Source organism: Winogradskyella jejuensis (genome assembly GCF_900129745.1).
Taxonomy (GTDB): domain Bacteria; phylum Bacteroidota; class Bacteroidia; order Flavobacteriales; family Flavobacteriaceae; genus Winogradskyella; species Winogradskyella jejuensis.
Genome location: NZ_FQWS01000002.1, coordinates 90,367 through 112,052 on the forward strand (window position 1 = coordinate 90,367; position 21,686 = coordinate 112,052).

Consider the following 21,686-nt stretch of genomic DNA (forward strand, 5'->3'; position numbering starts at 1 on the left):
AGAATTAATAATTAAATAAATAATAAATATGTCTGGGTTAATTGGAAAAAAAATCGGTATGACCAGCATCTTCGACGAGAATGGAAAAAACATTCCATGTACTGTTATCGAAGCTGGGCCATGTATCGTTACCCAAGTCAGAACTGAAGAAGTGGACGGTTACAGTGCGCTTCAACTAGGTTTCGATGACGCGACAGAAAAAAGCGCTACTAAAGCAGACCTAGGTCATGCTAAAAAAGCGGGTACTTCTGTAAAGCGCAAAGTTGCTGAGTTCAAAGGTTTTGATGCGGAGTACAAGTTAGGTGATGCAATCACAGTAGAGCACTTTATCGAAGGAGAATTTGTTGATATAGCAGGTACTTCAAAAGGTAAAGGTTTTCAAGGTGTTGTAAAGCGTCACAATTTTGGAGGTGTAGGTCAAGCAACGCATGGTCAACACAACCGTTTAAGAGCTCCTGGTTCTATTGGTGCAGCTTCTTATCCTGCGAGAGTATTCAAAGGAATGAAGATGGCCGGAAGAATGGGTGGAGAAACAGTAAAAGTTCAAAATTTAAGAGTTTACAAAGTAGTTCCGGAAAAGAACTTACTTGTAGTTAAAGGTTGTGTTCCAGGACACAAAAACTCTTATGTAATTATTCAGAAGTAATGAAGGTAGCAGTTTTAGATGTAAACGGAAAAGATACGGGTAGAAAAGCTGAGCTTTCTAAAGACGTATTCGCTATTGAACCAAATAATCACGCTGTATATTTAGATGTAAAGCAATACTTGGCTAACCAAAGACAAGGAACGCACAAAGCTAAAGAACGTGCAGAAATTACTGGGAGTACACGTAAGATTAAAAAACAAAAAGGAACAGGTACAGCACGTGCAGGTTCTATTAAGTCTGGTGTATTTAAAGGTGGTGGACGTATGTTTGGTCCAAGACCAAGAAATTACGGGTTTAAACTTAACAAAAATGTTAAGCGTTTAGCACGTAAATCGGCCTTATCAATCAAAGCAAATGACAAGTCAATAGTTGTGTTAGAGGACTTTAACTTCGACACACCAAAGACAAAGAATTTTGTTAATGTATTGAAAGCCTTAGAGGTAGAAAACAAAAAAACACTGTTTGTATTGGGTGACTCAAATAATAATGTATATTTGTCGTCGCGCAATTTAAAACGCTCTGAAGTTGTAACTTCTTCAGAATTAAGCACTTACAAGATAATGAACGCTAATAAAGTTGTTCTATTAGAAGGTGCATTAGAAGGAATTGAATCGAATTTAAATAAATAGAACACCAATGAGTATCTTAATAAAACCGATAATCACTGAAAAAGCCACCATGCAAAGCGAGGTGCTTAACGCGTATGCGTTCGAAGTGAATACAAAGGCGAACAAGGTAGAAATCAAAAAAGCTGTTGAAGCAGCTTATGGCGTTTCTGTTGAAAAAGTTCGTACAATAAATGTCCGTCCAGATAGAAGAACTCGTTACACAAAAACGGGTATTCAACATGGTAAAACAAATGCTGTTAAAAAAGCAATTGTACAACTGGCGGAAGGTGAAACAATAGATTTATACGCTAACATGTAATTAGACATCAATGTCAGTAAGAAAATTAAAACCGATTACATCAGCCCAGCGATTTAGAGTAGTAAATGGATTTGACGCCATAACTACTGATAAGCCGGAGAAAAGCTTGCTTGCTCCGAAAAAAAGGTCTGGTGGTAGAAACAGTCAAGGAAAAATGACTATGCGCTATATAGGTGGTGGTCATAAGAAAAAGTATCGTATCATCGATTTCAAGCGTAACAAAACTGGAATTCCAGCAGAAGTTAAGTCAATTGAGTACGATCCAAACAGAACAGCATTTATTGCATTACTTAATTACCAAGATGGTGAGAAGCGTTACGTTATCGCTCAGAATGGTTTACAAGTAGGGCAAAATATTGTATCTGGTCAAAACGGAGTAGCTCCTGAAATAGGGAACGCAATGCCATTGAGTGAAATACCATTAGGAACAATTATCTCTTGTATAGAGTTACGTCCTGGTCAAGGTGCTGTAATGGCCCGTAGTGCTGGTGCATTTGCTCAGTTGATGGCAAGAGATGGGAAATTTGCTACCGTTAAGTTACCATCTGGTGAAACAAGAATGATTCTTGCTAATTGTATGGCAACTATAGGTGTTATTTCTAACTCAGACCATCAATTGTTAGTGTCAGGTAAAGCTGGTAGAAGCAGATGGTTAGGTAGACGTCCAAGGACAAGACCAGTAGTAATGAATCCAGTTGATCACCCAATGGGTGGTGGTGAAGGTAAGTCTTCAGGAGGTCACCCAAGATCAAGAAACGGTATTCCTGCTAAAGGTTATAGAACACGTTCTAAGACTAAAGCGAGTAATAAGTACATTGTAGAACGTAGAAAGAAATAATTAAGAAAGTAGTATGGCACGTTCATTAAAAAAAGGACCTTACATCCATTATAAGTTAGAAAAGAAAGTTGCAGAAAATGTAGCTTCAAACAAAAAGACAGTTATCAAAACTTGGTCTAGAGCATCTATGATTTCTCCAGATTTCGTTGGTCAAACTATAGCTGTACATAATGGTCGTCAATTCGTTCCAGTATATGTTACTGAGAACATGGTAGGTCATAAGTTAGGAGAATTTTCACCAACAAGATCATTCCGTGGTCACGCTGGTGCTAAAAATAAAGGTAAAAAATAAGAATCATGGGAAGTCGTAAAAAACAAATGGCAGAAGCCATTAAGGCTGAGAAGAAGCAAGTTGCTTTCGCTAAGCTAAATAACTGTCCTACATCTCCACGCAAGATGCGCTTAGTTGCAGATTTAGTAAGAGGTGAAAAGGCTGATAAAGCGCTGCAGATTCTTAGATTTAGCCAAAAAGAAGCATCTCGTCGTTTAGAGAAGTTGTTATTGTCTGCTATTGCAAACTGGCAAGCTAAAAATGAAGATGCAGATATTGAGGAAGCTAATTTATTTGTAAAAGAAATTAGAGTAGATGGTGGTACAATGTTGAAGAGACTACGTCCTGCACCTCAAGGAAGAGCACATAGAATTAGAAAAAGATCTAACCATGTAACAGTTGTGGTAGATTCATTAAACAAAACACAAAGCTAAGATAGAGATATGGGACAAAAGACAAATCCAATCGGAAATCGTTTAGGTATTATCAGAGGATGGGAATCTAACTGGTACGGTGGTAATGACTATGGAGATAAGTTAGCCGAAGACGATAAGATTAGAAAGTATGTTCACGCTCGTTTATCTAAGGCAAGTGTGTCAAGAGTGATTATTGAGCGTACGCTTAAGCTTGTAACCGTTACTATCACTACTGCAAGACCTGGTATTATTATCGGTAAAGGCGGTCAAGAGGTAGACAAGTTAAAAGAAGAGCTTAAAAAAATTACTGGTAAAGAAGTTCAGTTGAACATCTTTGAAATTAAGAGACCTGAGTTAGATGCGTATCTAGTAGGAGCTTCTGTTGCTCGTCAGATTGAAAGTAGAATTTCATATAGACGTGCAATTAAGATGGCTATTGCTGCGGCAATGCGTATGAATGCAGAAGGAATCAAAATTCAAATTAGTGGTCGTCTTAACGGAGCTGAAATGGCACGTTCTGAGCACTACAAAGAAGGTCGTATTCCATTATCTACCTTTAGAGCAGATATCGATTACGCTTTAGTTGAAGCACACACGACTTACGGTCGTTTAGGTGTAAAAGTTTGGATTATGAAAGGTGAAGTTTATGGAAAAAGAGAACTTTCTCCATTAGTAGGCCTTTCTAAACAAAAAGGAAAAGGTGGACGTGGCGGTGCCAAAAAAGGCGGAAACCAACGTCGTAGAAAGTAATTTTTTAAAGTAAAGAAAAGAAAATGTTACAGCCTAAAAGAACAAAATTTCGTAAGCAGCAAAAAGGACGCATGAAGGGTAACTCTGGAAGAGGTCATTTGTTATCAAATGGAACTTTCGGTATCAAATCCCTAGATTCATCGTTCATTACTGCACGTCAAATAGAAGCAGCGCGTATTGCCGCTACTCGTTACATGAAGAGAGAAGGGTCGTTATGGATTAAAATATTTCCAGACAAGCCTATCACAAAGAAACCTCTTGAAGTACGTATGGGTAAAGGTAAAGGTGCTGTAGAATATTGGGCAGCAGTTGTAAAACCAGGTCGCGTTTTATTTGAAGTAAGTGGTGTACCATTAGACGTAGCACAAGAAGCATTACGTTTAGCAGCACAAAAACTTCCAGTAAAAACTAAGTTTATCATAGCTAGAGATTACGAAGCTTAATAAAAAATATTATGAAGCAATCAGAAATTAAACAGCTATCTACAGCTGAGTTACAAGAAAAACTTGGTGAAACTAAGAAGAGTTATACAGACCTTAAAATGGCTCATGCTATATCTCCGTTAGAGAATCCTATCCAGTTACGTAACGTAAGACGTACCGTAGCAAGATTAGCGACTGAGTTAACAAATAGAGACAATCAATAATTGTATTCTGCTGAAAGATGGAAAAAAGAAATTTAAGAAAAGAACGTATAGGAGTTGTTACAAGTAACAAGATGCAAAAATCAATTGTTGTATCTGAGGTGAAAAAAGTAAAGCACCCTATGTATGGTAAATTCGTTTTGAAAACAAAGAAATATGTTGCTCATGACGAAACAAACGACTGCAATATCGGAGATACTGTGAAGATCATGGAAACAAGACCTTTAAGTAAGTCTAAATGTTGGAGATTAGTAGAAATAATTGAAAGAGCGAAGTAATTATGGTACAACAAGAATCAAGATTAAAAGTAGCTGATAACACAGGAGCAAAGGAAGTATTAACTATCCGTGTTCTTGGTGGTACAAAAAGACGTTACGCGTCAGTTGGTGATAAGATTGTAGTTTCAGTAAAAGCTGCTACACCAAATGGTAACATTAAAAAAGGAGCTGTATCTACAGCTGTTGTTGTGCGTACGGCTAAAGAGGTTAGACGTCCTGACGGATCATACATCCGTTTTGATGATAACGCATGTGTTTTATTAAACCCACAAGGTGAGATGAGAGGTACACGTGTATTTGGACCAGTAGCAAGAGAGCTTCGTGACAAACAATTCATGAAAATTGTATCATTAGCACCAGAGGTGCTTTAATACATTAAGAAAAAATGACAAAGCTTAAAATAAAAACTGGAGATACTGTACAAGTTATTGCTGGAGACCATAAAGGCTCAGAAGGTAAAGTCCTTAAAGTATTAAAAGAAAAGAATAAAGCCATCGTTGAAGGTGTAAATATGGTGAAGAAACACACTAAGCCAAGTGCACAAAGTCCTCAAGGTGGTATCGTAGAGAAAGAAGCAGCTATCCACGTTTCAAACTTATCTTTACTAACAAGTAAAGGTGAAACTACTAGAGTAGGTTACAAAATGGATGGTGACAATAAAGTGAGGTTTTCTAAAAAATCTAATGAAGTAATTTAGTTATGGCTTACGTTGCAAGATTAAAACAAGAGTATAAGGACAGAGTTGTCGCTGCTCTTACAGAAGAATTTGGTTACAAAAATGTAATGCAAGTACCTAAGCTTACTAAGATAGTTATATCTAGAGGTGTTGGTGCTGCTGTTGCAGATAAAAAATTAGTTGACCATGCAGTAGAAGAATTAACTAAAATTTCTGGACAAAAAGCTGTTCCTACTTTATCTAAAAAAGATGTTGCATCTTTTAAGTTACGTAAGGGTATGCCAATTGGTGCTATGGTAACACTTAGAGGTGAGCAGATGTATGAGTTTTTAGACAGATTAGTAACTTCATCTTTGCCACGAGTTAGAGATTTCAACGGAATCAAGGCTAATGGTTTTGATGGTCGTGGAAACTATAACTTAGGAGTTACAGAACAAATTATCTTCCCAGAAATCGATATTGATAAAATCAATAGAATCTCTGGTATGGATATTACTTTTGTGACTACCGCAGAGACAGATAAAGAAGCTAAATCACTTTTAACAGAACTAGGATTACCTTTTAAAAAGAATTAATTATGGCTAAAGAATCAATGAAAGCCCGCGAGGTTAAGCGATCTAAAACAGTAGCTAAGTATGCCGCTAAACGTAAAGCTTTAAAAGAAGCTGGAGATTACGAAGCATTACAAAAGTTACCAAAAAACGCTTCTCCAATTCGTCAACATAATCGTTGTAAGCTTACTGGACGTCCAAAAGGATACATGAGACAATTTGGAATTTCTCGTGTAATGTTCAGAGAAATGGCTAATCGAGGGTTAATTCCAGGTGTTAAAAAGGCAAGCTGGTAATTAAAAAGAATTATAAATTGGTTTCAGGTTTGGTTTTTAAGAGTTAAAAACTGAATACCGTTACCGCAAATTAATAACTATGTATACAGATCCAATAGCGGATTATCTTACGAGAGTTAGAAATGCAGTAAAAGCTAACCACAGAGTGGTAGAAATCCCTGCATCTAACTTAAAGAAAGAGATAACCAAAATATTATTCGACCAAGGATATATTTTAAGTTACAAATTCGATGACTCTACTGCTCAAGGTTCAATTAAAATTGCCCTTAAGTACAACAAAGACACTAAAGAGTCAGTAATTAAAAAAATTCAAAGAATCAGTAAACCAGGTTTACGTAAGTATGCTGGAGCTAACGAAATGCCAAGAGTCCTTAACGGTCTAGGTATTGCAATTGTTTCTACTTCTCATGGAGTAATGACAGGTAAACAAGCGCAAAGAGAAAACGTTGGTGGAGAGCTTTTATGTTACGTTTACTAAAAACAGGAATATTATGTCAAGAATAGGTAAAAACCCAATTTCAATTCCTGAAGGTGTAACTGTAGAAGTTAAAGATAACGTTGTAACTGCAAAAGGTAAGTTAGGCGAATTAACTCAAGAGTTTTCAGGTGTTGATATCAGGATTGAAGATGCTACAATAACATTAGAGCGTCATTCAGAAAAGAAAGAACACAAATCTAAACACGGTTTGTACAGAGCCTTAATCGCTAACATGATTGAGGGTGTGTCTAAAGGATGGACTAAAGAATTAGAATTGGTAGGGGTAGGTTATAGAGCCTCTAACCAAGGACAGAAGTTAGACTTAGCTTTAGGTTTTTCACACAATATAGTTATGGATATTGCCCCAGAAGTTAAAATTGAAACAGTTTCTGAAAAAGGTAAGAATCCAATCGTAAAATTAACGTCTCATGACAAGCAATTGGTAGGGCAAGTAGCGGCTAAAATCCGTGGCTTCCGTAAGCCAGAGCCTTACAAAGGTAAAGGTGTTAAGTTTGTTGGTGAGGAAATCAGAAGAAAAGCAGGTAAATCAGCTTAATAGTAAGGTTATGGCATTAACAAAGAACGAAAGAAGACAAAGGATAAAAAACAGAATACGTAAGATTGTATCTGGTACTGAAGCTAGACCAAGATTATCTGTTTTTAGAAGTAATAAAGAAATTTATGCTCAAATCGTAGATGACGTGACTGGTAAAACTATCGCTGCTGCATCTTCAAGAGATAAAGATGTAAGTGGTGCAAAAGGTAATAAAACCGAAGTTGCTGCTTTAGTTGGTAAAGCAATTGCTGAAAGAGCATTAAAAGCTGGTGTTGAAACTATCTCTTTCGATAGAGGTGGATACTTATACCACGGTAGAGTAAAATCATTAGCAGAAGGTGCTAGAGAAGCAGGACTTAAATTTTAAGACATTATGTATCAAAAATATAAAAACGCAGAGCTAGTAAAACCAGGAGGTTTAGATTTAAAAGATCGCTTGGTAGGCGTACAACGTGTTACTAAAGTAACAAAAGGTGGTAGAGCATTTGGTTTTTCTGCTATTGTAGTAGTTGGTGATGAAGCAGGAGTTGTAGGACACGGTTTAGGGAAATCTAAAGATGTAGCTACAGCAATTGCAAAAGCAGTAGAAGATGCTAAGAAAAACTTAGTAAGAATACCTATTATTAAAGGTACTTTACCACACGAGCAAAAAGGTAAATTTGGTGGTGCTAGAGTAAACATTATCCCAGCTGCACCTGGTACAGGAGTTATTGCTGGTGGTGCTGTAAGAACAGTTCTTGAAGCCGTAGGTGTACATGATGTATTATCTAAGTCTCAAGGATCATCTAACCCTCATAATGTGGTAAAAGCAACTTTTGATGCTTTATTACAATTAAGAGATGCAGGTGCTATTGCTAAAGAAAGAGGTATTTCACTTGAAAAAGTATTTAACGGATAATCATTAGGATAAGATGGCAAAGATTAAAGTAAAGAAAGTTAAGAGTGCAATTAACCGTAGCAAAAGACAAAAGCTAACATTAGAAGCTTTAGGTCTTAGAAAAATCGGGCAAGTTGTAGAGCACGATGCCACACCAAATATCCTTGGTATGGTTAAGAAAGTTGAACATTTAGTTTCTGTAGAGGAAGCTTAAAAAATATAACTTAACAGATGGATTTAAGTAATTTAAAACCTGCAGAAGGTTCAGTAAAAAGACAAGGAAAACGCGTTGGTCGTGGTCAAGGTTCTGGTAAAGGTGGAACTGCAACACGTGGTCATAAAGGGGCTAAGTCACGTTCTGGTTATTCTAAGAAATTAGGATTTGAAGGTGGTCAAATGCCATTACAACGTCGTGTGCCTAAGTTTGGTTTTACTAACATTAACAGAGTAGAGTATCAAGGTGTAAACTTGGATACATTACAAGAGTTAGTAGAAGCAAAGAAAATTAAAGATACTGTTGATTTTGATACACTAGTAGAATTAAGATTGGCTCGTAAAAACGAGTTGGTTAAAATTTTAGGACGTGGAGAATTAAAAACAAAATTAACAGTTAAAGCTCATAAATTTACTGCGTCGGCTAAAGCTGCTATTGAGGCTGCTGGTGGTGAAGCTGTAACTTTATAAGACATATATAATGAAAATAATAGATACATTAAAAAACGTCTGGAAAATTACAGAGCTTAAGGATAGAATAATTTTAACTCTTGGGTTATTATTAGTTTACCGTTTTGGAGCGCAAGTAGTTTTACCAGGTATTGATGCAACGCAATTAGGTGGTTTACAAGACACAACTGATGGTGGTATTTTAGGTTTATTAAATGCCTTCACAGGTGGAGCTTTTGCAAATGCATCTGTATTTGCTTTAGGTATCATGCCTTATATCTCAGCTTCTATTGTAGTTCAGTTAATGGGAATTGCAATTCCTTATTTACAGAAGCTTCAAAAAGAAGGTGAAAGTGGCCGTAAAAAAATCAACCAAATTACGCGTTGGTTAACTATAGCTATTTGTTTAGTACAAGCACCTGGTTATCTAGTAAGTTTGCCAAGTTTAGGAATTCCTTCAAGCGCCTTTTTATTAGGTACAGGAGGTATCTTCTACTTTTCATCAATAGTAATATTAGTTACGGGTTGTGTTTTCGCAATGTGGTTAGGAGAGAAGATTACAGATAAGGGTATTGGTAATGGTATATCATTATTAATTATGGTAGGTATTATTGCTACTTTACCTCAATCGTTCTTACTTAATGCAGCTTCTAGAACAGAAGGTAATGGTGGATTTATGCTCATATTAATCGAATTGGTAATATGGTTTTTAATCATATTAGCATCAGTACTATTAGTTATGGCCGTACGTAAAGTACAAGTACAATACGCTCGTAGAACTGCTTCAGGCGGTTTTGAGAAAAACGTATTTGGTTCACGTCAGTTTTTACCATTAAAACTTAATGCATCTGGTGTAATGCCAATCATCTTTGCGCAAGCTATTATGTTTGTTCCTGGTTTAATTGGTGGTTCATCTTGGTTAAAAGATACTGACGCAGGTCAGTGGATGCAAGCTAACTTTTCTGATATCTTCGGATTTTGGTACAACTTAGTATTTGCACTTTTAATTATTGTATTTACATATTTCTATACTGCTATTACTGTTCCTACGAACAAAATGGCAGACGATTTAAAACGTAGTGGTGGTTTTATACCAGGGATTCGTCCAGGTAGCGAAACTTCAGAATATTTAGACAAAATTATGTCTCAAATTACCTTACCAGGTTCTATTTTCTTAGCATTAATTGCTGTGTTCCCAGCATTTGTAGTTAAGTTAATGGGCGTACAACAAGGTTGGGCTTTATTCTTTGGAGGTACATCACTATTAATTATGGTTGGAGTTGCAATAGACACGATGCAACAGGTAAATTCTTACTTGTTGAACAAGCACTATGACGGTTTGATGAAATCAGGTAAAAATAGAAAAGCAGTAGCATAATATTTATACAATGGCAAAACAAGCAGCAATAGAGCAAGACGGTACAATTATAGAAGCATTATCTAATGCTATGTTCCGTGTAGAATTAGAAAATGGTCATATTGTGACTGCACACATATCTGGTAAAATGCGTATGCATTACATTAAGTTGTTACCAGGAGATAAAGTAAAATTAGAAATGAGTCCTTACGATTTAACTAAGGCTCGTATAACTTATAGATACTAATAGTATTTAAAAATCAAAACAGATGAAAGTAAGAGCATCAGTTAAAAAGAGAAGTGCCGATTGTAAATTGGTACGTAGAAAAGGGAGACTTTACGTAATTAACAAAAAGAACCCTAGGTTTAAACAAAGACAAGGATAAACACTAAAAAGTTTAGTTATTAGACTGAAATGAATCTGTTCGAAATCGATTGGTTTAGGATTCTAACAACTAAAAACCGTACTGACAAAAAAGCGTCAGTGCTAAAACTAAAACAAATATGGCAAGAATTGCAGGTGTAGACATACCAAAACAAAAAAGAGGAGTGATCTCTTTAACTTATATCTATGGAATAGGTAGAAGTCGTGCTAAAGAAATTTTAGAAACTGCTAAAGTTGATCAAAGCACAAAAGTACAAGATTGGACAGATGACCAAATCGGAGCTATCCGTGAGGCTGTAGGAACTTTCAAGATTGAAGGTGAATTACGTTCTGAAACTCAATTAAACATTAAGCGTTTAATGGATATTGGATGTTACAGAGGTATCCGTCACAGAGCTGGTCTTCCGTTAAGAGGTCAACGTACTAAGAACAACTCTCGTACAAGAAAAGGTAGAAGAAAAACGGTTGCTAACAAAAAGAAAGTAACTAAATAATAAAAGACAGTAGTCATTAGTAATTAGGTTAGATGGATCTGTTTGAAATGTAAAAGTTTAGGATTCTCAAAACTAAAAGCTAACACTAGAAACTAAAAAATATGGCAAAGTCAAGTACAAAAAAACGTAAAGTAATTGTTGATGCAGTTGGTGAAGCTCACGTAACAGCATCTTTTAATAATATCATTATTTCTTTAACAAACAAAAAAGGTGACGTAATATCATGGTCATCTGCTGGGAAGATGGGTTTTAGAGGTTCTAAAAAGAACACGCCTTACGCTGCTCAATTAGCTGCAGAAGATGCTGCGGGAGTTGCAAAAGAAGCTGGTTTAAAGAAAGTAAAAGTATATGTAAAAGGTCCAGGTAACGGTCGTGAGTCTGCTATCAGATCTATACACAATGCAGGTATCGAAGTATCAGAAATTATTGATGTTACGCCTTTACCACATAACGGTTGTCGTCCTCCAAAGAGACGTCGCGTATAATACAATCTAACTTCGTTCAGGTTTTCCAACCTGTTGAAGATTAAAAATATATACATAAACTAACGTCAAAATGTTTGGCGTTAGTTTATTTTATGTATTTTTGCAAACTGAAAAATAATAACAAGTATCACCGAGAGGCAGACGGTTTAGAAGGATAAGCTTAAGACCTTAATTCTACAATCACTCTCAAAACAAATTAGAAATGGCAAGATATACTGGTCCTAAAACTAAAATCGCTCGTAAATTCGGGCAACCAATTTTCGGAGACGATAAAGCTTTCGAAAAAAGAAATTATCCTCCAGGACAGCACGGAAATAACCGTCGTCGTGGAAAGAAATCTGAATACGCAATCCAATTAGCAGAAAAGCAAAAAGCGAAGTACACTTACGGAATCTTAGAGCGTCAGTTCAGAAATATGTTCAAAAGAGCAACAGCTGCACAAGGTATTACAGGTGAAGTATTATTACAATTATGTGAGTCTCGTTTAGATAACGTGGTTTACAGAATGGGTATAGCTCCAACACGTAGTGCTGCACGTCAGTTAGTATCTCACAGACACATAACAGTAAACGGTGAAAAGGTAAACATTCCTTCTTACCAATTAAAAGCTGGTGATGTTGTAAGTGTAAGAGAAAAGTCAAAATCATTAGAAGCTATTCAAAATTCATTAGCTAATTCTAGCAATGTTTACGAATGGATTACTTGGAACAACGATACAAAACAAGGTACTTATGTTTCTGTACCAGCACGTATCCAAATTCCTGAGCAAATCAACGAGCAATTTATCGTTGAACTTTACTCTAAATAATCAATTAATAATCATATTGGTATTTAGCCAAAGGGTTTACAGGTCTTCTTCAAACTTATAGACCGCGCAACTAAATAACAATTAAAACGAAGAAAAACATGGCAATATTAAATTTTCAGAAGCCTGACAAAGTAATCATGATAGATTCTAATGAGTTCGATGGAAAATTCGAATTCAGACCATTAGAGCCTGGTTATGGTTTAACAGTAGGTAATGCTTTAAGACGTGTATTATTATCTTCTTTAGAAGGTTTTGCAATCACTTCTGTAAGAATAGAAGGTGTAGATCACGAGTTTTCTACAATTTCTGGTGTAGTCGAAGATGTAACTGAAATGATTTTGAACTTAAAGCAAGTTAACTTTAAGCGTCAGATTGATGAAGTTGATAACGAAACGGTTACAATTTCTATCTCAGGTCAAGAACAAATTACTGCAGGTGATTTCCAAAAGTTTATCTCTGGTTTCCAAGTATTAAATACAGACTTAGTTATCTGTAACTTAGATCCAAAGGTTAATATTAACATGGAAATTACAATTGAAAAAGGTAGAGGTTATGTACCAGCAGAAGAAAATAAAAAAGCTTCTGCACCAATAGGTACTATCTTTACTGACTCAATTTACACACCTATAAAAAATGTAAAATACGGAATCGAGAACTTCCGTGTTGAGCAAAAAACGGATTACGAAAAATTAGTTTTCGAAATTCAAACAGACGGTTCAATTCATCCAAAAGATGCATTGACTGAAGCAGCAAAAATACTAATCCACCACTTCATGTTATTCTCTGATGAGCGTATCACTCTAGAGGCGGACGAAATTGCACAGACGGAAACTTATGATGAAGAATCACTTCATATGAGACAGCTATTAAAAACTAAGTTAGTTGATATGGATCTTTCTGTACGTGCACTTAACTGTTTAAAAGCTGCAGAAGTAGATACTTTAGGAGACTTAGTGTCTTTCAATAAAAACGATTTAATGAAATTCAGAAACTTTGGTAAGAAGTCTTTAACTGAGCTTGAAGAACTTGTAAACGTTAAAGGTCTTAACTTCGGAATGGATTTAAGTAAATACAAATTAGATAAAGATTAATTATAAACTCCTTTATAATTTGCTCCTCAAAAGAGTGTTGTAGCAAGATAGAGGTTTAAAACAAAAGTCATGAGACACGGAAAAAAATTCAATCATTTAGGTCGTAAGACAGCGCATAGAAAAGCGATGTTAGCTAATATGGCATGTTCTTTAATAGAGCACAAGCGTATTAACACAACTGTTGCAAAAGCAAAAGCTTTAAAGCAGTATGTTGAGCCAATGATTACTAAGTCTAAAGAAGATACAACGCATAACAGACGTATTGTGTTTTCTAAACTAAGACAAAAAGAAGCTGTTGCAGAATTATTTAGAGATGTAGCTGCAAAAGTAGGTGACCGTCCAGGTGGTTATACAAGAATCATCAAATTAGGAAACCGTCTTGGTGATAATGCTGATATGGCAATGATTGAGTTAGTAGATTACAACGAGATTTACAACGCTGGTAAAACAGCTAAGAAAACAACTCGTAGAAGTAGAAGAGGTGGTAAAAAAGTTGGTGCAGCTGCTCCAGTAGAAACTAAGGCTACTAACGAAGAAGAATAAAAATGCAAGTAAGAAAGCAAATAGATTGTAAATTCAATATTGATATTACTTTTAGACAGCTTTCTTCATTTTATAAACCTCGATTATCGAGTGTTGATAAACATTAAATAATATAAAGGATAAACTGTTTCAGTTTATCCTTTTTTTTTGGAATTTTGCGATGCACCGAGCGAAGTCAAAGTGAAATAGAAAGAAAAACTATATAAAACTAACAACACAGCACAACAAATGAAATACAAGCAAAGAAAAAAAGCCCTAATCTTACTTGCAGATGGAACCATTTTTTATGGTAAATCTATTGGTAAAGAAGGTACTGCATTTGGAGAAGTATGTTTTAATACAGGTACTACAGGCTACCAAGAAATTTTTACCGACCCATCTTATTTTGGGCAATTAATGGTCACTACCAATGCACATATCGGTAATTATGGTACAAAAGATTCTGAAGTAGAATCAGATTCTGTAAAGATTGCAGGTTTAATTTGTAAAAATTTCAGCTTTGAATACTCGCGTCCTGCAGCAGATAGGTCTTTAGAAGATTTTTTTGAAAAGAATAATACGTTGGCCATATCAGATGTAGATACTAGAGCTCTAGTAAGCTACATAAGAGATAATGGCGCTATGAATGCTGTCATCTCTACTGAGGTTGATAATGTTGAAGGTCTAAAAAAACAATTAGCAGAGCAACCAAGTATGAATGGTTTAGAGCTGGCGTCTAAAGTTTCGACTAAAGCGCCTTATTTCTATGGAAATGAAAATGCTACTTATAAAATTGCTGCATTAGATATTGGCATCAAAAAGAATATTCTCCGAAACCTAGCCCAGCGTGATGCTTACATCAAAGTATTTCCTTACAACGCAAAGTTCGAAGAACTAGAAGCATTCAATCCTGATGGCTATTTCTTGTCTAATGGTCCTGGTGATCCAGAGCCTTTAGTTGAGGCCCAAGATGTAGCAAAGCAAATCATAGCCAAGAATAAGCCGTTATTCGGTATCTGTTTAGGGCATCAAGTCATAGCATTAGCAAATGGAATTTCAACTTATAAAATGCACAATGGTCACAGAGGTATTAATCATCCAGTAAAAAACTTATTAACTGGTAAAGGAGAAATCACTTCTCAGAATCATGGTTTTGCTATAAACAGAGAAGAAACAGAAGCACATCCAAATATTGAAATTACACACGTACATCTTAATGATAATACCGTAGCCGGAATTAGGATGAAAGATAAGAATGTGTTTTCTGTTCAGTACCATCCAGAAGCTAGTCCAGGACCAAACGACTCCATCTATCTTTTTGATGAGTTTATAGAAAACTTAAAGAAATAATTCTTGAAAGAATGGCAACAAAATCAATATTCTGTTGCCATTTTTTAGTTGCGAAAACATTTTCGTAGATATTAATCGCAATACTGACTTTTGTCAGAAAATCAGGCAGCTTTTTTCGTAAATTTGACAAACAAGTTTGTCATACTGAACATATTTCAGTACATCAATCAATACAATATTTTATAATCATAAAAAGAAAATCATAATGAGTATTATTATTAACATTCACGCAAGACAGATATTAGATTCAAGAGGTAATCCAACAGTAGAAGTAGACGTGTTAACAGAAAATGGTGTTATGGGACGTGCTGCAGTACCTTCTGGAGCATCAACAGGTGAACACGAGGCAGTTGAGCTAAGAGACGGTGGAGATAACTATATGGGTAAAGGTGTTTTAAAAGCTGTAGAAAATGTTAATTCTATAATAGCTCAAGAGTTATTAGGTGTTTCTGTTTTCGAACAAAATCTAATCGATAAATTAATGATTGATTTAGATGGCACACCAAATAAATCAAAATTAGGAGCTAATGCTATTTTAGGTGTTTCACTCGCGGTTGCCAAAGCTGCGGCAAATGAACTAGGGATGCCTTTATACAGATATGTTGGAGGTGTTTCTGCCAATACGTTACCAGTTCCGATGATGAACATCATTAATGGTGGTTCTCATAGTGATGCACCAATTGCATTTCAAGAGTTCATGGTAATGCCAGTAAAAGCAAAGAATTTTACGCATGCTATGCAAATGGGAACTGAGATTTTCCATAATCTTAAAAAAGTATTACACGACCGTAATTTAAGCACTGCAGTAGGAGACGAAGGTGGATTTGCACCAAACTTAGCCGGTGGTACAGAAGATGCCTTAGAGACTATCGCTAAAGCTGTAGCTAATGCGGGTTATAATTTAGGTGATGATGTTATGATTGCTTTAGATTGTGCTGCGGCAGAATTCTATAAAGACGGTAAATACGACTATACGATTTTTGAAGGCGAATCAGGTAAAGTAAGAACAAGCCAAGAACAAGCCGATTACTTAGCAGAATTGGCCTCTAAATACCCAATTATCTCTATTGAAGATGGTATGGACGAAAACGATTGGGAAGGTTGGAAATACTTAACGGACAAAATTGGAGATAAAGTTCAGTTAGTTGGTGATGATTTATTTGTAACTAATGTTGAGCGTTTAGGAAGAGGTATTTCTGAAGGTATTGCAAATTCTATTCTAATTAAAGTTAATCAAATTGGTACGTTAACTGAAACTATAGCTGCTGTAAACATGGCGCATAATGCTGGTTATACATCTGTAATGTCTCACCGTTCTGGAGAAACAGAAGATAACACAATTGCAGATTTAGCTGTGGCATTAAATACTGGACAAATCAAAACAGGTTCAGCATCACGTAGTGATCGTATGGCAAAATACAATCAATTACTTCGTATTGAAGAAGAACTAGATGAAGTTGCTTATTTTCCGCAGACTAATGCGTTCAAAGTAAAGTAAATATATACTTCTAATACTCACTTTATAAAGCGATTACCGAATTAAGGTAATCGCTTTTGTTTTCAATAGAAAGTAAGAATACTGTAATTGTTAAAACGATTGTAAATACCGTTCCGAAATCGATGTAGATTTCGTAATTTTGTATTCCTTTTAATAAAGATAAATCACACAGATATATGTCAGATAAAGCGATATTAGAAATTGGTGGGGAGAAATACGAGTTTCCATTAATTACCGGAACAGAAAATGAAGTAGCCATTGATGTTAAAGCACTTAGAGGTTCTACAAAAGGTGTTATTACATTAGACCCAGGATATAAAAATACAGGTAGCTGCGAAAGTGCTATTACATTTTTAGATGGTGAAAAAGGGATTTTAAGATATCGTGGATATTCTATTGAGGAATTAGCAGAAAAGGCAGATTTCTTAGAAGTGGCTTATTTGTTGATTTTTGGCGAATTACCAAACCAAGAGCAGTTAGATAAATTTCATGCAGATATCAAGTCGCATTCTGTTGTAGATGATGACGTTAAGAAAATTATTGACGCTTTTCCTAAGTCAGCTCATCCAATGGGTGTGTTATCTTCATTAACTAGTGCGTTAACCGCTTTTAATCCTTCTTCTGTAAACGTAGATTCTGAAGAAGAGATGTACAACGCTATCGTCCGTATATTAGGGAAATTCCCAGTCTTAGTAGCTTGGACTATGCGCAAAAAACAAGGTTTGCCGCTAGATTATGGGGATGATAATTTAGGGTATGTAGAGAATGTTCTTAAAATGATGTTTAAGAGCCCGAACAAAGACTATGAGCAAAACGATATTTTAGTTAATGCTTTAGATAAATTATTAATCTTACACGCAGACCATGAGCAAAACTGTTCTACATCTACAGTAAGAATTACAGGTTCATCGCATGCCGGATTATTTGTATCGCTTTCTGCGGGTATTTCTGCGCTTTGGGGACCATTACATGGTGGGGCTAACCAAGCTGTGTTAGAAATGCTTGAAGCTATTAAAGAAGATGGTGGAGATACAAAGAAATATATGGCTAAAGCAAAAGATAAGAGCGACCCTTTCCGTTTAATGGGCTTTGGTCACCGAGTGTACAAGAACTTTGACCCAAGAGCTAAAATCATTAAAGTAGCTGCAGACGAAGTATTAGGAGATTTAGGTGTTGAAGACCCAATCTTAGATATAGCAAAAGGACTTGAAAAAGAAGCCTTAGAAGACAAGTATTTTGTAGATCGTAAATTATATCCAAATGTAGATTTCTATTCAGGTATTATTTATCGTGCTATGGGTATTCCAGTAGAGATGTTTACAGTAATGTTTGCATTAGGTCGCTTACCAGGCTGGATTGCACAATGGAAAGAAATGCGCATGCGTAAAGAGCCAATTGGTCGTCCAAGACAGCTATATACTGGCGAAACATTAAGGGCGTTTACGCCAATCGAAAAAAGATAAAAAGCAAAAACAAGCTTCATAAGAAATTATGGAGCTTTTTTGTGTCTTAACATCACTATATTTAGTTTAATGAAACTCAACATACAAAACGAAACTTCTAGGCTTAGAGCTGTAATTTTAGGAACTGCTGAGAGTAACGGTCCAACTCCAAAAGTGGAAGACTGTTACGACCCAAAGAGTAGGCTTCACGTATTGGCAGGTACTTATCCCAAAGAGGAAGACATGGTTAAAGAAATGGAAGCTGTAGCAGAAGTTTTAAAAAAGTATGATGTTACAGTTTATCGCCCAGAAGTTTTAGAGAATTATAACCAGATTTTTGCTCGCGATATTTCTTTTGTTATCGAAGACAAAATTATAATTGCTAATATTTTACCCGACCGTAAGTTCGAGGTTGAGGCTACAGAGTATGTTTGGAGTACCGTTGCAAAAGAAAAACGAATTATCCTTCCAGATGAGTGCCATGTAGAAGGTGGTGATGTAATGCCTTGGAACGAATATATTTTTATCGGCACCTATACAGGCGAGGATTATCCAGATTATATTACGGCTCGTACCAATATACATGCAGTAAAAGCCATACAAGACTTATTTCCGCATAAAAAAGTAAAGGCTTTTGAATTGCGTAAATCTAATACCGACCCAAAAGAAAACGCTTTGCATTTAGATTGCTGTTTTCAGCCAATAGGTAAGGATAAAGCTATTATTCATAAAAACGGTTTTTTGGTTGAAGAAGAATACCAATGGTTGGTTGATTTCTTTGGAAAAGACAATGTCTTTGAAATCACCAAAGACGAAATGTATGATATGAATAGTAATATCTTCTCCATCTCTGAAGCTGTGATTATCTCTGAGCAAAATTTTACACGTTTAAATACATGGTTACGTGAGCAAGGTTTTACGGTTGAAGAAGTCCCTTATGCGGAGATTGCTAAGCAAGAAGGTTTACTACGTTGTAGTACTATGCCCTTGATTAGGGAGTAATCTATTTTACTTCCCGTACAAAAAGTAATGATTTACCAAATCTATATAGTGTTGTTTGGCTTCATCTTGGGAGATGTCTTGTACTTGAAATAAGGCATTGGTCTTAAAAGCGTTAATAATTTGCTTTTTACTACTTGGTCTGCCGTAGTCGTTAGTCGCTTTTTTGTAGTAAGCATAAAGACGTAATAAAAAGTCAGCAGGAAATGGGTCCGTATGGTCGTTAATCCGTTTTACGGCATCTTCAAATGCTATATCTAATTCACTTTTATCCATTCATTTCTGCAATCACAGACTCACCACCTTTAACCTTTTGGTTTAAAGTGACTTTAATGTCTGCATCCAAAGGTAAAAATAAATCAACTCTCGACCCAAATTTTATAAATCCAGAATCCGCACCTTGTTTTGCAGTATCGTCTACTATGGCATAGTTGACAATACGTTTGGCTAAAGCTCCAGCAATTTGCCTGTATAAGACTTTTCCAAAGCCTTCGTTCTCTACAACAACAGTTGTACGCTCATTCTCTTCGCTAGCTTTTGGATGCCAAGCCACTAGATACTTGCCAGGATGGTATTTACTATAGGTTACTTTACCTGCAATAGGATAACGCGTTACGTGTACATTTACGGGAGACATAAATACAGATACTTGTATACGCTTGTCTTTAAAGACTTCTTTTTCAAAGACTTCTTCTATAACCACAACCTTACCATCAACTGGCGATAAGGCTTGCTTTTCATTAGGATTTGTAAAACGCTTTGGATTTCTAAAAAACTGAAGGATAAGCACAAAAAACACCAAAACGAGTAGCATTAGTGATTTTCGTAACCACTCTAAAGAAACAAAATAATCGATAGTAAAAATTGCAGTAACCACAATAACTAACGTAATGAGTATTATTTTATGGCCTTCTTTATGAAACATAACTTAAAATTCTTAGAAATAAATATATAAATGGTGCTGCAAAGATAATACTATCTAAGCGGTCTAACAGACCTCCATGTCCGGGCATTATTACGCCACTATCTTTTACATCAGCTTGACGCTTAAATTTTGATTCAATTAAATCGCCCAAAGTACCAAAAACACTAACAATAATGGCTAAAATAAGCCAGCTTGTAAAACCTAATGTTTCGGTGTAGGTAGCAATAAAATAACTAGAAACACAAGCGAAAAATAAGCCGCCTAAAAAACCTTCTACAGTTTTCTTAGGAGACACACTTGGGAATAATTTTTGACGTCCAAAATTCTTACCTACGAGGTATGCAAAACTATCGTTAACCCAAACCAAAATAAAACTACCTAACAGTAAAAAAGGCGTAAATGTATTAAGGTAATTAGCGATAAGAAGCATAAAAACAAAACCACTAGATAAATAAAAGGTTGTAGCGATGTAGCGTTTTGATTCAAACAACGGAATCTTCTTTTCTGTAAACAAATCTTTGATTAGAAATAGGTTAACAAAAATGGTAATAACTAGTAGTATTTGTATAGCTTCATTGGTGCCAGTGTTGGATGTATGAATCATACACCAATACCAAAAGCCAAAATATAACGCCGTGAAAATTATAGCTGTTAATGGAAATGCTTTTAGCTTAATGAGTTTATTAAATTCGGCTAAAGAAACTAAACCAAAAACAAAGAGTACAACAAGTAGGGCGTTTTGCCAATACATTGAGACAATAAGCAGTGATACATAAAGAAGGCCAGAGATGGCACGGGTTAAAAGTTCCTTCATTTATAAGTCTTCTAATAGCAATAAATACAAATTCTTAGCACTACTTCCGTAGGTTAAAAAGTCTTTATCTTCATTAGTTTTAAAATGCTTTATGGTCGTAATATTTGTAGGAATTTTTGATTTGTTATTGTTTTTAATGCCTTTTAAACCTTCGCCTATGTTTTCAACCAATTGACTTGTGGTAGCATAGACTACAAAATTTGCTGGTAATTCTTTAAGCTTCTTTTCGGCAATTTGCTTGGAAGAAATTAGAAGTGAGCCATCATCAGAAATTAAATGCTCACAAGTGGTGAAAAAATAACTACTATCTGAAGTTTTCTTAGTGGTTTTAAGCTCAAATCCTTTGAATAAATCTTCTAATCTATCATCTAAGAGGAATACCTTTTTATCTTCCCACTTATTTTCGGCAATTATATTTTCGAAGCTATTGTATACCTCTTCAATATTCTCACAGTAGAGGAATTTTCCACCGTTAGCCTTAAAATTTATGGTAAAACGCTCATCTACAGGAAGCTTGATTTCGGGCATGTATTTGCTGCGCTCATCATTAGGAACTTTTTCTTCGGAACCGGGGGTTTTTCCTCCAAAAATTTTTCTGAATAAACTCATTTACAAATACGATTAATACGCGTCTTTAGTCAATTATTCCA

The 21,686-nt window shown here is 35.6% G+C and carries 36 protein-coding genes; 32 read left to right on the forward strand and 4 right to left on the reverse strand.

Annotated features, from left to right (window positions below; translation table 11 throughout):
• Positions 1-28: 28 nt before the first annotated feature.
• The 32 genes from rplC to BUB95_RS08275 all read left to right on the forward strand — a co-directional run bounded on the left by rplC (position 29) and on the right by BUB95_RS08275 (position 19,300).
• On the forward strand, positions 29-646 hold the full coding sequence (gene rplC / locus BUB95_RS08120) for a 50S ribosomal protein L3 (RefSeq protein WP_073085349.1): 618 nt from the start codon (positions 29-31) through the stop codon (positions 644-646).
• Positions 646-1,275: a 50S ribosomal protein L4 gene (rplD, locus tag BUB95_RS08125; RefSeq protein WP_073085350.1), complete on the forward strand. Its 630-nt coding sequence runs from the start codon at positions 646-648 to the stop codon at positions 1,273-1,275. Before rplC ends, rplD begins: the two co-directional genes overlap by 1 nt.
• Before the next feature lie 7 nt (positions 1,276-1,282).
• Positions 1,283-1,573 carry a 50S ribosomal protein L23 gene (rplW, locus tag BUB95_RS08130; RefSeq protein ID WP_073085351.1) on the forward strand — a complete coding sequence of 97 codons (291 nt, stop codon included), beginning with the start codon at positions 1,283-1,285 and terminating at the stop codon, positions 1,571-1,573.
• Between the two features lie 10 nt (positions 1,574-1,583).
• A complete protein-coding gene (rplB, locus tag BUB95_RS08135) occupies positions 1,584-2,411 on the forward strand; it encodes a 50S ribosomal protein L2 (protein WP_073085352.1) in 828 nt (275 codons plus the stop codon).
• A gap of 13 nt (positions 2,412-2,424) precedes the next feature.
• Complete coding sequence (gene rpsS, locus BUB95_RS08140) at positions 2,425-2,703, forward strand: 30S ribosomal protein S19 (RefSeq protein WP_008269180.1); 279 nt, start codon at positions 2,425-2,427, stop codon at positions 2,701-2,703.
• Between the two features lie 5 nt (positions 2,704-2,708).
• Entirely contained in the window at positions 2,709-3,116 is a 408-nt protein-coding gene (rplV, locus tag BUB95_RS08145; protein ID WP_073085354.1) for a 50S ribosomal protein L22, read from the forward strand.
• Positions 3,117-3,125: 9 nt separating this feature from the next.
• Positions 3,126-3,848 carry a 30S ribosomal protein S3 gene (gene rpsC, locus BUB95_RS08150; RefSeq protein WP_073085356.1) on the forward strand — a complete coding sequence of 241 codons (723 nt, stop codon included), beginning with the start codon at positions 3,126-3,128 and terminating at the stop codon, positions 3,846-3,848.
• 23 nt (positions 3,849-3,871) lie between these two features.
• Entirely contained in the window at positions 3,872-4,291 is a 420-nt protein-coding gene (rplP, locus tag BUB95_RS08155) for a 50S ribosomal protein L16 (protein WP_073085358.1), read from the forward strand.
• Positions 4,292-4,302: 11 nt separating this feature from the next.
• Complete coding sequence (gene rpmC / locus BUB95_RS08160) at positions 4,303-4,494, forward strand: 50S ribosomal protein L29 (RefSeq protein WP_073085360.1); 192 nt, start codon at positions 4,303-4,305, stop codon at positions 4,492-4,494.
• Positions 4,495-4,511: 17 nt separating this feature from the next.
• The gene (rpsQ, locus tag BUB95_RS08165) at positions 4,512-4,769 is read left to right on the forward strand and encodes a 30S ribosomal protein S17 (RefSeq protein ID WP_073085362.1); all 258 of its coding nucleotides are present in this window, start codon (positions 4,512-4,514) and stop codon (positions 4,767-4,769) included.
• Positions 4,770-4,771: 2 nt separating this feature from the next.
• On the forward strand, positions 4,772-5,140 hold the full coding sequence (gene rplN / locus BUB95_RS08170; RefSeq protein ID WP_073085364.1) for a 50S ribosomal protein L14: 369 nt from the start codon (positions 4,772-4,774) through the stop codon (positions 5,138-5,140).
• Positions 5,141-5,154: 14 nt separating this feature from the next.
• Complete coding sequence (rplX, locus tag BUB95_RS08175) at positions 5,155-5,466, forward strand: 50S ribosomal protein L24 (RefSeq protein ID WP_073085366.1); 312 nt, start codon at positions 5,155-5,157, stop codon at positions 5,464-5,466.
• A 2-nt stretch (positions 5,467-5,468) separates the two neighbouring features.
• Entirely contained in the window at positions 5,469-6,020 is a 552-nt protein-coding gene (gene rplE / locus BUB95_RS08180) for a 50S ribosomal protein L5 (RefSeq protein WP_073085368.1), read from the forward strand.
• Between the two features lie 2 nt (positions 6,021-6,022).
• Positions 6,023-6,292, forward strand: a complete 270-nt coding sequence (gene rpsN / locus BUB95_RS08185; protein ID WP_073085370.1) for a 30S ribosomal protein S14 — start codon at positions 6,023-6,025, stop codon at positions 6,290-6,292.
• A gap of 79 nt (positions 6,293-6,371) precedes the next feature.
• The gene (gene rpsH / locus BUB95_RS08190; protein ID WP_073085372.1) at positions 6,372-6,770 is read left to right on the forward strand and encodes a 30S ribosomal protein S8; all 399 of its coding nucleotides are present in this window, start codon (positions 6,372-6,374) and stop codon (positions 6,768-6,770) included.
• 13 nt (positions 6,771-6,783) lie between these two features.
• On the forward strand, positions 6,784-7,326 hold the full coding sequence (rplF, locus tag BUB95_RS08195; RefSeq protein WP_073085378.1) for a 50S ribosomal protein L6: 543 nt from the start codon (positions 6,784-6,786) through the stop codon (positions 7,324-7,326).
• Between the two features lie 10 nt (positions 7,327-7,336).
• Entirely contained in the window at positions 7,337-7,693 is a 357-nt protein-coding gene (gene rplR / locus BUB95_RS08200) for a 50S ribosomal protein L18 (RefSeq protein WP_073087346.1), read from the forward strand.
• A 6-nt stretch (positions 7,694-7,699) separates the two neighbouring features.
• Entirely contained in the window at positions 7,700-8,224 is a 525-nt protein-coding gene (gene rpsE / locus BUB95_RS08205; protein ID WP_073085380.1) for a 30S ribosomal protein S5, read from the forward strand.
• Between the two features lie 13 nt (positions 8,225-8,237).
• Positions 8,238-8,417, forward strand: a complete 180-nt coding sequence (gene rpmD, locus BUB95_RS08210) for a 50S ribosomal protein L30 (protein ID WP_073085382.1) — start codon at positions 8,238-8,240, stop codon at positions 8,415-8,417.
• A gap of 17 nt (positions 8,418-8,434) precedes the next feature.
• On the forward strand, positions 8,435-8,887 hold the full coding sequence (gene rplO, locus BUB95_RS08215; RefSeq protein ID WP_073085384.1) for a 50S ribosomal protein L15: 453 nt from the start codon (positions 8,435-8,437) through the stop codon (positions 8,885-8,887).
• A gap of 10 nt (positions 8,888-8,897) precedes the next feature.
• Complete coding sequence (gene secY, locus BUB95_RS08220) at positions 8,898-10,244, forward strand: preprotein translocase subunit SecY (RefSeq protein WP_073085386.1); 1,347 nt, start codon at positions 8,898-8,900, stop codon at positions 10,242-10,244.
• 10 nt (positions 10,245-10,254) lie between these two features.
• The gene (gene infA / locus BUB95_RS08225; protein ID WP_007094967.1) at positions 10,255-10,470 is read left to right on the forward strand and encodes a translation initiation factor IF-1; all 216 of its coding nucleotides are present in this window, start codon (positions 10,255-10,257) and stop codon (positions 10,468-10,470) included.
• Positions 10,471-10,492: 22 nt separating this feature from the next.
• Complete coding sequence (gene ykgO, locus BUB95_RS08230) at positions 10,493-10,609, forward strand: type B 50S ribosomal protein L36 (protein ID WP_008269159.1); 117 nt, start codon at positions 10,493-10,495, stop codon at positions 10,607-10,609.
• Positions 10,610-10,727: 118 nt separating this feature from the next.
• Positions 10,728-11,102, forward strand: a complete 375-nt coding sequence (rpsM, locus tag BUB95_RS08235) for a 30S ribosomal protein S13 (protein WP_073085388.1) — start codon at positions 10,728-10,730, stop codon at positions 11,100-11,102.
• A 101-nt stretch (positions 11,103-11,203) separates the two neighbouring features.
• The gene (gene rpsK, locus BUB95_RS08240; RefSeq protein ID WP_073085390.1) at positions 11,204-11,587 is read left to right on the forward strand and encodes a 30S ribosomal protein S11; all 384 of its coding nucleotides are present in this window, start codon (positions 11,204-11,206) and stop codon (positions 11,585-11,587) included.
• 202 nt (positions 11,588-11,789) lie between these two features.
• The gene (gene rpsD / locus BUB95_RS08245; protein ID WP_073085392.1) at positions 11,790-12,395 is read left to right on the forward strand and encodes a 30S ribosomal protein S4; all 606 of its coding nucleotides are present in this window, start codon (positions 11,790-11,792) and stop codon (positions 12,393-12,395) included.
• Between the two features lie 98 nt (positions 12,396-12,493).
• On the forward strand, positions 12,494-13,486 hold the full coding sequence (locus BUB95_RS08250; protein WP_073085394.1) for a DNA-directed RNA polymerase subunit alpha: 993 nt from the start codon (positions 12,494-12,496) through the stop codon (positions 13,484-13,486).
• A 69-nt stretch (positions 13,487-13,555) separates the two neighbouring features.
• Positions 13,556-14,029, forward strand: a complete 474-nt coding sequence (gene rplQ, locus BUB95_RS08255) for a 50S ribosomal protein L17 (RefSeq protein ID WP_073085396.1) — start codon at positions 13,556-13,558, stop codon at positions 14,027-14,029.
• Between the two features lie 228 nt (positions 14,030-14,257).
• Entirely contained in the window at positions 14,258-15,358 is a 1,101-nt protein-coding gene (carA, locus tag BUB95_RS08260; RefSeq protein ID WP_073085398.1) for a glutamine-hydrolyzing carbamoyl-phosphate synthase small subunit, read from the forward strand.
• Between the two features lie 205 nt (positions 15,359-15,563).
• Positions 15,564-16,856: a phosphopyruvate hydratase gene (gene eno / locus BUB95_RS08265; RefSeq protein ID WP_073085399.1), complete on the forward strand. Its 1,293-nt coding sequence runs from the start codon at positions 15,564-15,566 to the stop codon at positions 16,854-16,856.
• Positions 16,857-17,032: 176 nt separating this feature from the next.
• On the forward strand, positions 17,033-18,319 hold the full coding sequence (locus BUB95_RS08270) for a citrate synthase (protein WP_073085401.1): 1,287 nt from the start codon (positions 17,033-17,035) through the stop codon (positions 18,317-18,319).
• A 69-nt stretch (positions 18,320-18,388) separates the two neighbouring features.
• The gene (locus tag BUB95_RS08275; protein WP_073085403.1) at positions 18,389-19,300 is read left to right on the forward strand and encodes a dimethylarginine dimethylaminohydrolase family protein; all 912 of its coding nucleotides are present in this window, start codon (positions 18,389-18,391) and stop codon (positions 19,298-19,300) included.
• A gap of 6 nt (positions 19,301-19,306) precedes the next feature.
• On the opposite strand, the gene BUB95_RS08280 is transcribed toward BUB95_RS08275, so the two are convergent.
• From BUB95_RS08280 to BUB95_RS08295, 4 genes are read right to left on the reverse strand one after another with little or no spacing between them, the layout of a single operon-like run.
• The gene (locus BUB95_RS08280) at positions 19,307-19,573 is read right to left on the reverse strand and encodes an acyl-CoA-binding protein (protein ID WP_073085405.1); all 267 of its coding nucleotides are present in this window, start codon (positions 19,571-19,573) and stop codon (positions 19,307-19,309) included.
• Positions 19,566-20,222 carry a phosphatidylserine decarboxylase family protein gene (locus tag BUB95_RS08285; protein WP_073085407.1) on the reverse strand — a complete coding sequence of 219 codons (657 nt, stop codon included), beginning with the start codon at positions 20,220-20,222 and terminating at the stop codon, positions 19,566-19,568. The genes BUB95_RS08280 and BUB95_RS08285 overlap by 8 nt, the downstream gene beginning before the upstream one ends.
• Positions 20,212-21,036, reverse strand: coding sequence for a phosphatidate cytidylyltransferase (locus BUB95_RS08290; protein ID WP_073085409.1), 825 nt, complete (start codon positions 21,034-21,036; stop codon positions 20,212-20,214). The genes BUB95_RS08285 and BUB95_RS08290 overlap by 11 nt, the downstream gene beginning before the upstream one ends.
• A complete protein-coding gene (locus tag BUB95_RS08295) occupies positions 21,037-21,645 on the reverse strand; it encodes an LUD domain-containing protein (RefSeq protein WP_073085410.1) in 609 nt (202 codons plus the stop codon).
• Positions 21,646-21,686: the final 41 nt, after the last annotated feature.

Bases quoted from the DNA above. Each gene is read 5' to 3' on its own strand.
- carA (WP_073085398.1), top strand. From the start codon at position 14,258: ATGAAATACAAGCAAAGAAAAAAAGCCCTAATCTTACTTGCAGATGGA.
- BUB95_RS08250 (WP_073085394.1), top strand. From the start codon at position 12,494: ATGGCAATATTAAATTTTCAGAAGCCTGACAAAGTAATCATGATAGAT.
- ykgO (WP_008269159.1), top strand. From the start codon at position 10,493: ATGAAAGTAAGAGCATCAGTTAAAAAGAGAAGTGCCGATTGTAAATTG.
- rplP (WP_073085358.1), top strand. From the start codon at position 3,872: ATGTTACAGCCTAAAAGAACAAAATTTCGTAAGCAGCAAAAAGGACGC.
- rplD (WP_073085350.1), top strand. From the start codon at position 646: ATGAAGGTAGCAGTTTTAGATGTAAACGGAAAAGATACGGGTAGAAAA.
- BUB95_RS08295 (WP_073085410.1), bottom strand. From the start codon at position 21,645: ATGAGTTTATTCAGAAAAATTTTTGGAGGAAAAACCCCCGGTTCCGAA.
- rplV (WP_073085354.1), top strand. From the start codon at position 2,709: ATGGGAAGTCGTAAAAAACAAATGGCAGAAGCCATTAAGGCTGAGAAG.
- BUB95_RS08275 (WP_073085403.1), top strand. From the start codon at position 18,389: ATGAAACTCAACATACAAAACGAAACTTCTAGGCTTAGAGCTGTAATT.
- rpsQ (WP_073085362.1), top strand. From the start codon at position 4,512: ATGGAAAAAAGAAATTTAAGAAAAGAACGTATAGGAGTTGTTACAAGT.
- rpsS (WP_008269180.1), top strand. From the start codon at position 2,425: ATGGCACGTTCATTAAAAAAAGGACCTTACATCCATTATAAGTTAGAA.
- rplN (WP_073085364.1), top strand. From the start codon at position 4,772: ATGGTACAACAAGAATCAAGATTAAAAGTAGCTGATAACACAGGAGCA.
- rpmC (WP_073085360.1), top strand. From the start codon at position 4,303: ATGAAGCAATCAGAAATTAAACAGCTATCTACAGCTGAGTTACAAGAA.
- rpsE (WP_073085380.1), top strand. From the start codon at position 7,700: ATGTATCAAAAATATAAAAACGCAGAGCTAGTAAAACCAGGAGGTTTA.
- BUB95_RS08270 (WP_073085401.1), top strand. From the start codon at position 17,033: ATGTCAGATAAAGCGATATTAGAAATTGGTGGGGAGAAATACGAGTTT.
- rplC (WP_073085349.1), top strand. From the start codon at position 29: ATGTCTGGGTTAATTGGAAAAAAAATCGGTATGACCAGCATCTTCGAC.
- rplR (WP_073087346.1), top strand. From the start codon at position 7,337: ATGGCATTAACAAAGAACGAAAGAAGACAAAGGATAAAAAACAGAATA.
- rplW (WP_073085351.1), top strand. From the start codon at position 1,283: ATGAGTATCTTAATAAAACCGATAATCACTGAAAAAGCCACCATGCAA.
- rpsM (WP_073085388.1), top strand. From the start codon at position 10,728: ATGGCAAGAATTGCAGGTGTAGACATACCAAAACAAAAAAGAGGAGTG.
- rpsK (WP_073085390.1), top strand. From the start codon at position 11,204: ATGGCAAAGTCAAGTACAAAAAAACGTAAAGTAATTGTTGATGCAGTT.
- infA (WP_007094967.1), top strand. From the start codon at position 10,255: ATGGCAAAACAAGCAGCAATAGAGCAAGACGGTACAATTATAGAAGCA.
- BUB95_RS08280 (WP_073085405.1), bottom strand. From the start codon at position 19,573: ATGGATAAAAGTGAATTAGATATAGCATTTGAAGATGCCGTAAAACGG.
- rpsN (WP_073085370.1), top strand. From the start codon at position 6,023: ATGGCTAAAGAATCAATGAAAGCCCGCGAGGTTAAGCGATCTAAAACA.
- BUB95_RS08290 (WP_073085409.1), bottom strand. From the start codon at position 21,036: ATGAAGGAACTTTTAACCCGTGCCATCTCTGGCCTTCTTTATGTATCA.
- BUB95_RS08285 (WP_073085407.1), bottom strand. From the start codon at position 20,222: ATGTTTCATAAAGAAGGCCATAAAATAATACTCATTACGTTAGTTATT.
- rpsD (WP_073085392.1), top strand. From the start codon at position 11,790: ATGGCAAGATATACTGGTCCTAAAACTAAAATCGCTCGTAAATTCGGG.
- rplF (WP_073085378.1), top strand. From the start codon at position 6,784: ATGTCAAGAATAGGTAAAAACCCAATTTCAATTCCTGAAGGTGTAACT.
- rplO (WP_073085384.1), top strand. From the start codon at position 8,435: ATGGATTTAAGTAATTTAAAACCTGCAGAAGGTTCAGTAAAAAGACAA.
- rplX (WP_073085366.1), top strand. From the start codon at position 5,155: ATGACAAAGCTTAAAATAAAAACTGGAGATACTGTACAAGTTATTGCT.
- rpsH (WP_073085372.1), top strand. From the start codon at position 6,372: ATGTATACAGATCCAATAGCGGATTATCTTACGAGAGTTAGAAATGCA.
- rpsC (WP_073085356.1), top strand. From the start codon at position 3,126: ATGGGACAAAAGACAAATCCAATCGGAAATCGTTTAGGTATTATCAGA.
- rpmD (WP_073085382.1), top strand. From the start codon at position 8,238: ATGGCAAAGATTAAAGTAAAGAAAGTTAAGAGTGCAATTAACCGTAGC.
- rplB (WP_073085352.1), top strand. From the start codon at position 1,584: ATGTCAGTAAGAAAATTAAAACCGATTACATCAGCCCAGCGATTTAGA.
- rplQ (WP_073085396.1), top strand. From the start codon at position 13,556: ATGAGACACGGAAAAAAATTCAATCATTTAGGTCGTAAGACAGCGCAT.
- eno (WP_073085399.1), top strand. From the start codon at position 15,564: ATGAGTATTATTATTAACATTCACGCAAGACAGATATTAGATTCAAGA.
- secY (WP_073085386.1), top strand. From the start codon at position 8,898: ATGAAAATAATAGATACATTAAAAAACGTCTGGAAAATTACAGAGCTT.
- rplE (WP_073085368.1), top strand. From the start codon at position 5,469: ATGGCTTACGTTGCAAGATTAAAACAAGAGTATAAGGACAGAGTTGTC.